Origin of the sequence: Shewanella sp. 4t3-1-2LB, from assembly GCF_017368415.1 — a bacterium.
In the GTDB taxonomy this organism is placed as follows: Bacteria; Pseudomonadota; Gammaproteobacteria; order Enterobacterales; family Shewanellaceae; genus Shewanella; species Shewanella fodinae.
In genome coordinates, this window is record NZ_JAFNJD010000031.1 from 42,105 (window position 1) to 53,810 (window position 11,706).

Consider the following 11,706-nt stretch of genomic DNA (forward strand, 5'->3'; position numbering starts at 1 on the left):
GCAAATTGCTGCGATGATCGCACTTTAGCAACAGCTCAATTGCTAAATTACTCATCAAGGAACCAAGTTATTGCCGGAGAGCAACAAAATTTTTTTGCAGTTCTGACGAATATTTTTTGCTTTGCAGCCGCATTTTTTTTGGCTAGAAATTTCGCATATATCTGTCATACAGGAGTTCTTTATGACCCATATAGTTGACTTAGTGCCCGACGATGCAGAAATTGAAGCAATGACCACTCCCAAAAACCGTCAGGCGGAGCACGCGCTGAAACACCGACGCGAAGTGAAACGCCGTCTCGAGGATTACTTGGAGCGCCTACAATTGCGCAAGGCTCTCGGACTGGATGATGACGAAGAGTATTAACTAAAACAGGGCATCAGCCCTGTTTTCCTTTAAAGTTTTGATTGTGTGTCAGCAACATCTCTGCCTTGGCACCAAGATAGACGTACAGTCCCAAGGCAATCAGCAACCCTACCACTGCCAACATCATCAAGATTGCACTCTGAAGATATTCAATTTCTCCCAAGGATGCCTTAAACATTGTCAGCAGCGCTTCGATGGAAATGGCGATCAGAATGGTGGAAATAAAGCGGGTGATAGTACGCCGCGTAGAACTGTGTCTGAAGATATCTTTATGCATCAACACCTCCTCTTCAAGGATGGTTTTACCAAGATCAAATACCGCCAAGGCTAAGGTGATAAAGATAATAATACCGAATGGCTTGAGCGAGTCATGTTGCAGATCGCTGCCAAGCACCAACAGATGCCAGATATCCCGAGTGGCGATTAACATCAGCACTGCCACAATCACAAACAAACCGGCAACCAAGAGTGCGTATACTGCTTTAAATAACGGCGTGACTTTACGCCGCGTGCTATCCCCCATCATAAATTCAATCAGACGAGTGAGATTGATATCGACCACCACATATCCCTTTTGGCCGGAGGGCAACGTCAGCGCCAGCGACGCCGACAAGCATAGCTGACCCGAAGCATTGGAAAGATAAGGCTGCGTGATTTGAGTACCGGTTTTATCACGGACATTCAGGTAATACGGGCGTTGACTGCGATCTGGGCTCTCCCCCACCGACAATAGCTTTACTTGCTGATTAATCAAAGCCAAATTAGGGCTGATCTGTCGCCCAGCATTGTCCAGCAGATACATCAGCTCCACAAACGGATAACGTGCGGCAACCTCACTGAAAACCTTTATCGCTTTTCCTGTATCAGCAAACAGTTGCGTATCTGACATTCCCGTCAAAATCGACTCCAGCAACTCATGCACCAACGTTTCATATTCATGGTAGCGCTCGATCACACTGAGATAACTCATACTGGCCATACCCACCACTCCCGTTGGTCAAAACGTCATGCACTTCAAGCAGTTTTGATGCCAATAAGAAATACCATTTAAAACAACATATTAAAAATTATGAGTCAGGGGCGGATGAAACAATTTCAGGCAAGCGCACCAAAAGGAGGCAGCGAGGGACAGTCTGAAAAATTGTTAACAATACTGCCATTCCGTTGACTAATGAGTACACTTTTAGTTGTCGCAGTAACATGTTGTTATTTTGACAATATCTGTTTTATTGACGGTTTTTCCCCATCTATGAGTCACTTTTTCTCCTTATTCAATAAAAACTAATAAATAACAATAAATTTATTGATTTTTAACTTTTTATTAATTATTCATAATTAACTGTTACAAAAAGTAACAGTGTCTATGACTATGAGGAAGGATCCTTACCAATGAAAATGAAAACACTCACCGCAGCGCTTATTGCTGCATCTACCTTCACCCCCACTGTTTTTGCCGCATCAGTTGTACACCTTAAACCTGGTTCTGCCACAGCCCAATCACTGACACCGGCGGTTAATCCAGCTAAGGCGTTGGGGCTCTCTGACAGCCAGAGTTTTAAAGACAAAAAGATCAGCGTTGGCAAACACACAAAATCACGTATTCGCCAGTTCCATAAAGGCGTGGAGGTTTATGGTGTCTCGATGGCTGCCGATGTCAGCCCTATGGGCGTTTATTCCAATCTGTCCGGTCAGTATGTCACGGGTCTCGATACGGATGTCAGCAATGTCACACCGGCATTTAATGACAAACAGGCCATCGCCCTGGCATTGAAGGCTAATCATATGGAGAGCGCCCAGCGCAGTCAGGCAAAGCTCTATATCTGGCTAGACGAAAGCCAACAGGCACATCTGGCTTATCTAGTTGACCTGTTTGTATCAGATCCGCAACCCAGCAGGCCGTTTACTGTGATTGATGCGCTGAGCGGTGATGTTCTCAAACAATGGCAACAGTTAACCTATGCACAGCAGGCAACAGGGCCAGGCGGCAATGAAAAGACCGGAGAATACTTCTATGGTACCGATTACGGGTATCTGCAGGTCAACAACAGTTGCCAGATGGACAACACCAATGTCACCACACTGGACATGAATAATCGCACCAGCGGCAGTGGCACAGTGGTGCAATTTACGTGTCCTGACAGTCCAGAAAACTATGTAAATGGTGCCTACTCTGCTGAAAATGATGCCCACTACTTCGGTGGGGTGATCTTTGACATGTATTCCGACTGGTTCAACACGTCACCACTGACGTTTAAGCTACAGATGCGCGTGCACTACGGCCGCAGCTATGAAAATGCTTTCTGGGACGGTACCGGTATGACATTTGGTGATGGCGCTACCACCTTTTACCCATTGGTGAGTCTTGATGTTTCAGCCCACGAAGTATCCCATGGTTTCACTGAACAGAACTCAGGTTTGACGTATTCCGGTGAAAGTGGCGGGATTAACGAAGCCTTCTCTGATATGGCGGGAGAAGCGGCAGAATATTATATGAAAGGCAGCAACGACTGGATGGTGGGTGCCGAGATTTTCAAAGGCAGTGGAGCACTACGCTACATGGATCAACCGAGTCGCGATGGCACTTCCATCGATAGTGCCAACGATTACTACAATGGCCTGGATGTACATTATAGCTCTGGCGTATTTAACCGAGCCTTCTATCTGCTGGCAACCAGCAGCGGCTGGGATACTAAAAAGGCCTTCGAAGTTTTTGTAAAAGCCAACCAGCTCTACTGGAACGCTAACTCTGGGTTTGATGACGCCGCATGCGGCGTTTCTCAAGCAGCAAACGATCTGGGCTACAGTGCTAGCGATGTGGAAACTGCTTTTGCTGGCGTCGATGTGGATGCAAGCTGTAATACCACACCGCCACCTGCCACAACTGGCGAGCTGTTAAACGGCCAGCCGATTAGCGGTATCACAGGTACCAGTGGCTCTGAACAACGCTGGACCTTTGCTATACCTTCCGGGGTGCAAACAGTGACCATCTCCACCAGTGGTGGTAGCGGTGATGTGGATCTGTATGTGAAATATGGCAGCGAGCCTACCAGCAGCAGCTATGATTGCCGCCCCTATCGCAGTGGCAACACCGAAAGTTGCAGCTTCAGACGTCCAAGCGCGGGGACCTTCTATATCATGTTGAAGGGATACTCAGCATATTCTGGCGTCACCCTGACAGGCTCTTACTAAACGCCCCGTCCTGATTAACCCAAAAGGGCAGCGGTTGCTGCCCTCTTTAATGGGATTTTCCACTCACATTGACTTCTGCGCCGCCAGCGCTTTCTGCTTTTTAAAATATTCGCGGGTCAAGCGGAACACTACCGGACTCAATAGCAACAAAGCGATAAGATTTGGCAAAGCCATCATGGCATTGAGGGTGTCAGCCAGTAACCAGATAAACTCCAGTTTTGCTATCGCGCCAATCGGCACCACCAGCGTAAAGATCAAGCGAAACGGTTTAATGGCATTAACACCAAACAGAAACTGCACACATTTCTCGCTGTAGAAACTCCAACCAAGAATGGTGGTAAAAGCAAATATCGCCAGCGCTACGGCAACCACATAATTGCCAATAGGAAAGGCATGACTGAAGGCATAAGATGTCAGCGCCGCACCGTTTTCACCAGAACTCCAGGCACCAGAAACCACAATGGCCAACCCAGTAATGGAACACACCACTATGGTATCGATGAACGTACCGAGCATGGCTACCAACCCCTGAGTTACCGGGTTATTAGTCTGAGCAGCCGCATGGGCAATTGGCGCACTACCAAGACCCGCTTCATTGGAAAAAACCCCTCGGGCAACACCATAACGGATAGCTGCCCAGACGGCGGCACCAGCGAAACCACCCTGTGCTGCCACCGGTGTAAAGGCACTTTTTACCACCAACACAAACGCAGCTGGAATATCATCGATATAAACGACTAATACGGCCAAACCTGACACCACATAAAAAATCGTCATCAGCGGTACCAGCTTGCCAGCAACATCAGCGATGCGTTTGATGCCACCCATCAACACCGCCCCCACCAACAACATCATTACCACGCCGGTAATCCACGGCTCAACGTGAAAGTTAGAGGACAACGCATCGGCGACTGAATTTGCCTGCACCGTATTACCGATACCAAAACCAGCAAACGCGCCAAAAAAGGCGAACAAGGTACCCAACCAAGCCCATTTACTGCCAAGACCATTCTTGATGTAATACATCGGACCACCGATATGGTTGCCGTGTTCATCTTCTTCGCGGTACTTCACAGCGAGCACCGCTTCAGAAAACTTAGTCGCCATACCGACCAAGGCTGTACACCACATCCAGAACAACGCACCAGGTCCGCCCACCGCAATGGCGGTAGCAACGCCTGCGATATTGCCAGTACCAATAGTGGCTGACAGCGAGGTCATCAAGGCATTAAACGGGCTGATCTGCCCTTTTACATCCGCATCTTTTTCCGGAATACGGCCAGACCAAAGCAATTTAAAGCCAGTACCTAATTTAAGTACTGGCATTAATTTCAAACCAACAGAGAGAAACAATCCTACACCGAGGATCATCACCAGCATAGGAACCCCCCATACCAGTGAATTAACTTGATTGACCAGCGAGACTATGACTTCCATCCAAACCTCATGTCGTTGTTATTGTTATAAACGTCATGCCAGACTTAGTAGAAAGACCATGACTGGCACAATGAAGCCTCAGGTTACAACGAATGATTAACAATTGGAAATAGCCAATGCCACCTATGGTGGCATCTTCTGTAAGCCGATGTTTGCGAGATTCAGTTCTGTGGGCAATGGCGCTGGCGTTGCTGCCAGTGAGGTAACAACTGTACCAACATGACTGACAGTACAATAAGCACTATTCCCGCCTGAGATAGCAGATTCAATGGAGTAGCAGAAAAACTGCCACGCCACCACCCCAACTGCCCCACTAGATCGGTAGCGGCAAAGCTCAGCACTGGCGTCAGTGCCATCAACGCGCCTACCTGTGCCGCTGGCCAGTATTTCATCGCTTGGCCAAAACAACCATAAGCCACCAAGGTACTTACTGCACAGAAAATGGCGATCCACCATTGTTCAATATTCATCGTATAGAACGGCGATATGTCACTAAATGGCAATAACACCGGCAAAGAAAAACCATAGATGAACAGCAACACATTTGCAGGCGACAAACGACGTCCTAGTGACTTCTGCAATAACGCATAACTGACCCAACTGATCACCGATAGCTGCACAATAGCGACACCCACTAGGATCTTACCTGCGCCGCTAGCACCGCTAAGAAATGGATTGAAAAATAGTAACATGCCGCCAGCGAGGGCAGAGAAACACAGCAATTGAGTACGAGAGAAACGCTCCCCAAAAAACAGTACGCCACCAAGCGCCAAAAAGAACGATGAGGTCTGGAAATTGAGCTGCACTGTACCAGGCGCCAAGTATTTCAAGGCAAACACAAAGCTGACATAGTTACCGATGAGCAACAGCGCAGCCAGCGCCAACTTCAACCAATCTCGCCGACGCAATTGCGCAAATTGCTGCAAGCCACCAAGCAAGCATTGCTGCAACAAGGTTGCCACAAATGCAACGCCAAACCGGAACCAAGTCAAGGTCACAGGATCAATAAACTCCGCAGACAATTTCAGGGCAATAGGCATTACCCCCCAAAATATGACCGTGGTGGACATAAAAATTAACCCTAGACGGGCGGCATTAGCAGACAAGGAAGACTCCGGGACAACAAATGAGGCACGACTGCAGGGATGGATTCGCGAACAGCATGCCGGACCACTGTATTTTGCCGAAATACCGCACTGCCGCCAAGCGCTATTGGATATGCGCTGGAATTTTTACATAAACCGCAATATCAGTTCAGCCACGCTAAACGGGGTAACTGTGTCAAATCCAGTTTATCGGCCAGATTGACAATCACCACTTCTGCAGATCCCTGCTGACGTAACACCTGCTGCAGAGTTTCCTGTGCCGTCGCTTCGCCGTGCACTAACAATAGTGGTGGCGAATTGTTGAAATGTTGATACCAATGCAATAGCTCTTGTTGATCCGCATGGGCTGACAGCCCCCCGACCGTATGGATCAGCGCATTTACCGGCACACTTTCCCCATGTACCGTCAGCTCAGTGGCGCCATCCACTAATAAGCGTCCTGGCGTGCCCCGCGCCTGGAAGCCACAAATGATAATGTCACACTCAGGCCGGAACAGGTTATGTGCCAAATGACTGCGGATGCGGCCGCCATTACACATACCGCTGCCCGCAATGATGATCAGCCCTTGGTGGATATGGTTCAGTGCTTTCGACTCTTCAGTGCTTTGAATAAACTGCACATTACTGAGTAACGGATGGTTGCCAGGATTAAGCTGTACAAAACGACGAAAGTCGTCATCCATCAAGGGATAATTGCGCACATAAACTTTAGTAGCTTCAATGGCCATCGGGCTGTCGAGACACACTTGCCAACGGCCCAGATCCCACTCCTTAGCATACAGATGAAACAGATACAGCAGCTCCTGTGCGCGCCCTACGGAAAATGCCGGGATCAGAATATTGCCACGGCTTTCACTGATCGCCTTGGCAAAAATGGCTTTCAGTTCCTCCAGTGTTGCTTGCCAGCTACGGTGGCTGCGGTCACCATAAGTGCTTTCCATCAACACCAGATCTGCTGTGTCGATTAAGGTGGGATCCCGTAAAATTGGCATGCCAGCACGTCCGAGATCGCCACTGAACACCAGTTTCTTCTGACAACGGCCATCGTCCAGCCATAGTTCCAATATCGCAGAGCCGAGAATATGCCCAGCATCACTCAAGCACACACTGATGCCAGGAACTGGTTCAAAGCGCACCCCATATTCCAACGGCACAAAGTGCCGCAAGACATTATCGACATCTTGGTCATCAAACAGTGGCGCCAATGGCGGCAGATCCTGCTTTAAGCGCTTTTCGTTTTCTCGTTCAACTTGACGTTGTTGCAACGATGCCGCGTCACGCAACATGAAAGCGCACAGCTCAGCGGTCGCTTTTTGAGTATAAATGGGGCCGTCATAACCGCGCTTCATCAACAATGGTAACCGACCGGAATGGTCAATATGCGCATGGCTAAGCACCACGGCCGTGAGCGTGTGTGGGTCAAACGCAAAAGGGTCTTGATTACGCAGTTCGTCCTTTTTACCGCCCTGGATTAAGCCACAATCCAGCAGTAACTGAGCGCCATTGAGTTCCAACAAGTGACAGGAACCCGTTACTTCTCCTGTGGCTCCCAAGCATTGCAGCGTCATAGTCATAAGCCATCTCCGCCAGCTGTCCTTTACCTTAATCCTACGCGCTATTGCGACAAAAAGCCTGTTTCGTTTAGCATTTTTACTGTTTTGGTAGGGCAAAAGAGATGGCAAAAGTGAGTAACAACAAACCGCTGCTAAACCACAAGCAGGCGTTCAATCCATATTGTTGATACAAAACTCCTGACAGTACGGTACCCAGCAAACGCCCGGCAGCATTCGCCATGTAGTAGAAACCAACATCCAGCGATACCCCGTCTTCGCTGGCATAATGCACAATCAGAAAACTGTGCAGTGACGAGTTCACTGCAAACACCGCCCCATACAGCCACAGTCCGCCCAGTAGCCACCAGTGCGGATCAGCGCCCGCCTGTAACATTGAGGCCATAACTGCCGGTAACGCCATCAACAATGCCACCCAGGATACGGCCATCATCCGGCCCGGTGTTTGCACTGCCCCTTTTTTGGTGCCAGTGAGCACTGGCGCGAGTGCCTGCACTATGCCATACGCTATCACCCAACTCGCCAAAAATGAGCCGACCAGCCAGTTATCCCAGCCTAGATGCACACTTAAATACACCGGCACCGCCACCACAAACCACACATCGCGGGAAGCAAATAAACATAACCTTGCCGCAGACAAGATATTCACCGCGCGGCTTTTGGAAAAAATATCACGAAACTTAGGTTTATTTTTGGCCTTGCCTAAATCCTGACGCAAGAGGGTCAGCGACAACTGCCAGACCACCAGCAATCCTAGCGCCATCACCAGCACTGCACCTTCAAAACCTAATAGCGTCAGTAGCGCGCCGCCGAGGAAAAAACCTACGCCTTTCAGAGTATTTTTCGAGCCGGTCAGTAACGCCACATAACGGTACAAGCGACCTTGCGTATCATTGCCACTGACCAGAGTTTTCACCGCGCTCTTGGCACTCATTTTATTGAGATCTTTGGCAATCCCAGACATGGCCTGTGCGGCCATCACCCAAGGCACCGTCAACCAAGCTGCGGGCACCAACAGCATCGCCAACGCAATAATCTGTATGCCAAGGCCTAGGTTCATGGTGCGATTGAGGCCGATTCTGGCACCGAGCCAACCACCAATTAGATTAGTGACCACCCCGAAAAACTCGTAGAACAGAAACAGCATGGCAATCGATAGGGCGCTGTACCCCAAATCATTGAAATACAGCACCACCAACATCCGCAAGGCACCATCAGTCAGCGTAAACGCCCAATAATTGCCGGTAATAATCAGATACTGGCGCAGTGCTGGACTCACAGGGATCATTAATGGGCATCTCCACTATCGGCCTGACCGACCAGCACTGCCAGTTCCGCGGTACGATTGGCATAACCCCATTCATTGTCGTACCAGCAATACAGCTTTAGCTGAGTGCCGTTGATCACCATAGTAGACAAAGCATCAATGATGCTGGAGCGTGGATCGGTACGGTAGTCCACTGACACCAACGGCCGTTCTTCATAACCCAGAATACCTTTCAGTTCACCGTCAGCGGCTTCTCGCAGTAACTGATTCACCTCGGCTTCGGTCGTTGGCCGTTGCAATTCAAACACACAATCGGTCAGCGAAGCATTAGCTAACGGGATCCTCACTGCATGGCCATTCAGCTTGCCCTTGAGTTCCGGGAAGATATGAGTAATCGCCGTGGCGCTGCCAGTAGTGGTCGGGATCAGGCTTTCACCACACGCGCGGGCACGGCGCAAGTCTTTATGCGGTGCATCGAGAATTGTTTGGGTATTGGTTAAATCATGAATGGTGGTCATTGACCCATGGCGGATCCCCAGTTTTTCATGGATCACTTTCACCACCGGCGCCAGACAGTTAGTGGTACAGGAGGCAGCCGTGACAATGGAGTGCAATGCCGGATCAAATAACTGCTGGTTCACCCCCATCACTACATTGAGTACACCTTCCTCTTTGACCGGGGCAGTAACCACGACCCGTTTCACCCCTTGTTGCAAATAAGCTTGTAACAGCGCCTTACTGCGCATTTTGCCCGAGGCTTCAATCACCACATCGCAGCCGGACCAGTCGCTATCCGCAATGGCTTTGTTGCCGCTCACCGCAATCGCCTTGCCATCAATCAGTAATTGTTCACCGTTAGCACTAATCTGTCGCCGCCAGCGACCGTGCACCGAATCAAACTCCAGCAAATGCGCCAGGGTGGCAGCACTACCAGCCGGATCGTTGATCTGCACAAACTCCAGTTCTGGCCATTCCCAGGCGGCACGTAATACCAGTCGGCCAATACGGCCAAAGCCATTGATTCCTACACGGATCGTCATCGGATATCCTCTTTATTTATTTGGCTAACCAGGCTTCAATCTGCGCTTTCTGTGGCATAGAACCGCTGTGCACTACCTGTTCATCGATGACCACTGCTGGCGTGCTCATCACACCGTAACCCATGATCACTTCTGGATTGGTTTCTTTGCTGACGGTGGCAGCAACGCCGTGTTCTTTCACCACTTCAGCAATCAGCTCTGCGGTTTTGACACATTTAGTACAACCACTTCCCAACACAATGATATTTTTCATATTTTGCTCCTTAAAGCATTGGACCTACCAGATTAAATAACCAACCGATCAAGGTGAATGCCAGCAGCAAAATGCCAAAAACACTGGCTAACAAACGCCACTGCATTACCTGTTTCAACAACACAAATTCAGGAAAGCTGGCGGCAACTGTCGCCATACAAAACGCCAAAGTGGTACCAACGGGTAAACCGTTTTGCAGCAGGCTTTCCATCACGGGCACAATGCCTGTCACGTTGGAATACAACGGCACTCCGATTAACACTGCCAGCGGTACTGACCACCATTGTCCCTGCCCTAAATGGTCTGCCACCCAGCCTTCTGGCACAAAACCGTGTAACGCGGCACCGAGTCCGACACCAATAAACACCCATTTCCAAACCCGGCCGACAATCTCTTTGGTTTCCGCCGCCGCAAAATCGTGGCGCGCTTGCCAACTCAATTGCGGTGGTGTTTGTGGCGTTCCGCAGCAACTAACTTGTTGCTGTTGCCCACGCTGTAGCGCTTTGGCAGCGAACGACTGTAACCAGCGCTCAGCGTGAATCGCATCCAGAAAGGCACCCGACGCCACACCCACCAACATACCGATGACCACATAGATCAACGTGAACTGCCATCCCAGCAGTCCCACAAGCAGCAATACCGCCACTTCATTGATAAGCGGTGAAGTGATGAGAAACGCCATAGTGATCCCCACCGGGATACCTGCCGAGGTAAAACCAAGAAATGCCGGAATACTGGAGCAGGAACAGAAAGGGGTCACCGCGCCAAAGGCGGAACCGAGCAGATAACCTGTCAGGCGATTTTTACCTGCAAGATAATCCCGGACTTTTTCAACATTGAGCGATGCCCGTAACAAAGCAATCACATAAATCATCAACAGCAACAGCACAAAAATCTTGCTGGTGTCTTCCACAAAAAAATGCAGCGCTTCGCCCAGACGACTTTGAGGCGCCAGCGACAACACCCCGTAAACCAGCCAATCCGCTAACGCGGTGAAAATTGCGAACATTTGAGTACCTCAGGCAGCAATAACGGTTAGGACACAATCAATCACCACAAGCGGCCGCAGCGCAGCAACGTTCTGGGCGCCAATTCATCGCGTGAAGCCTCTCGATTGGAGCTGCCAGCATGGCTTGATTGTCTTGCAAGGTCGCCACTAGGACTTGTCGGCACCAAGTGGGCAGTGTCTCGTCAAAGCGATAAAACACCCATTGACCTTGACGGCGGTCTTGCAAAATCCCCTGATTACGCAATTGCGCCAGATGCCTGGACACTTTTGGCTGGCTCTGTGCTAATGCCGCCGTCAGTTCGCACACACATAGCTCGCCCTGCTGCTGGATCAGCAGCAAACAACACAGACGGGTGTCATCCGCCATCGCCTTGAAAAATACGCTTGGTTCCATTGGATACTCCAGCATCGGTTCGTGCACCATGGTCATTGACAGCAGCGAACGAGCTTATACATATGGATATTAATAT

Annotated in this window: 11 protein-coding genes; 2 read left to right on the top strand and 9 right to left on the bottom strand. The window is 49.7% G+C overall.

All coding sequences use genetic code 11. The annotated features are described in order from the left end of the window. The first annotated feature begins 181 nt into the window (after positions 1 to 181). The gene (locus J3L11_RS12385; RefSeq protein WP_133037379.1) at positions 182 to 364 is read left to right on the top strand and encodes a hypothetical protein; all 183 of its coding nucleotides are present in this window, start codon (positions 182 to 184) and stop codon (positions 362 to 364) included. Positions 365 to 377: 13 nt separating this feature from the next. On the opposite strand, the gene J3L11_RS12390 is transcribed toward J3L11_RS12385, so the two are convergent. Further along, positions 378 to 1,343 (bottom strand): PDC sensor domain-containing protein, encoded by a 966-nt coding sequence (locus tag J3L11_RS12390; RefSeq protein ID WP_189618326.1) that lies wholly within the window; start codon positions 1,341 to 1,343, stop codon positions 378 to 380. 410 nt (positions 1,344 to 1,753) lie between these two features. Here J3L11_RS12390 and J3L11_RS12395 point away from each other — a divergent pair, with 410 nt between their 5' ends. Beyond that, positions 1,754 to 3,553: a M4 family metallopeptidase gene (locus tag J3L11_RS12395; protein ID WP_207571181.1), complete on the top strand. Its 1,800-nt coding sequence runs from the start codon at positions 1,754 to 1,756 to the stop codon at positions 3,551 to 3,553. Between the two features lie 63 nt (positions 3,554 to 3,616). Here J3L11_RS12395 and J3L11_RS12400 read toward each other — a convergent pair whose 3' ends face one another. The 8 genes from J3L11_RS12400 to J3L11_RS12435 all read right to left on the bottom strand — a co-directional run bounded on the left by J3L11_RS12400 (position 3,617) and on the right by J3L11_RS12435 (position 11,630). Then, on the bottom strand, positions 3,617 to 4,990 hold the full coding sequence (locus tag J3L11_RS12400) for a sodium:alanine symporter family protein (protein WP_207571182.1): 1,374 nt from the start codon (positions 4,988 to 4,990) through the stop codon (positions 3,617 to 3,619). 161 nt (positions 4,991 to 5,151) lie between these two features. Then, entirely contained in the window at positions 5,152 to 6,096 is a 945-nt protein-coding gene (locus J3L11_RS12405) for a DMT family transporter (protein WP_278250739.1), read from the bottom strand. A gap of 143 nt (positions 6,097 to 6,239) precedes the next feature. Beyond that, complete coding sequence (locus J3L11_RS12410; protein WP_207571183.1) at positions 6,240 to 7,670, bottom strand: MBL fold metallo-hydrolase; 1,431 nt, start codon at positions 7,668 to 7,670, stop codon at positions 6,240 to 6,242. A gap of 76 nt (positions 7,671 to 7,746) precedes the next feature. Beyond that, the gene (arsJ, locus tag J3L11_RS12415) at positions 7,747 to 8,955 is read right to left on the bottom strand and encodes an organoarsenical effux MFS transporter ArsJ (RefSeq protein WP_207571184.1); all 1,209 of its coding nucleotides are present in this window, start codon (positions 8,953 to 8,955) and stop codon (positions 7,747 to 7,749) included. Continuing rightward, complete coding sequence (locus J3L11_RS12420) at positions 8,955 to 9,974, bottom strand: ArsJ-associated glyceraldehyde-3-phosphate dehydrogenase (RefSeq protein ID WP_207571185.1); 1,020 nt, start codon at positions 9,972 to 9,974, stop codon at positions 8,955 to 8,957. The genes arsJ and J3L11_RS12420 overlap by 1 nt, the downstream gene beginning before the upstream one ends. A 16-nt stretch (positions 9,975 to 9,990) precedes the next feature. Continuing rightward, entirely contained in the window at positions 9,991 to 10,227 is a 237-nt protein-coding gene (locus J3L11_RS12425; RefSeq protein WP_133037385.1) for a thioredoxin family protein, read from the bottom strand. Positions 10,228 to 10,237: 10 nt separating this feature from the next. After that, positions 10,238 to 11,236: a permease gene (locus J3L11_RS12430; RefSeq protein ID WP_207571186.1), complete on the bottom strand. Its 999-nt coding sequence runs from the start codon at positions 11,234 to 11,236 to the stop codon at positions 10,238 to 10,240. A 37-nt stretch (positions 11,237 to 11,273) separates the two neighbouring features. Continuing rightward, positions 11,274 to 11,630, bottom strand: a complete 357-nt coding sequence (locus J3L11_RS12435) for a metalloregulator ArsR/SmtB family transcription factor (protein WP_207571187.1) — start codon at positions 11,628 to 11,630, stop codon at positions 11,274 to 11,276. Positions 11,631 to 11,706 lie beyond the last annotated feature (76 nt).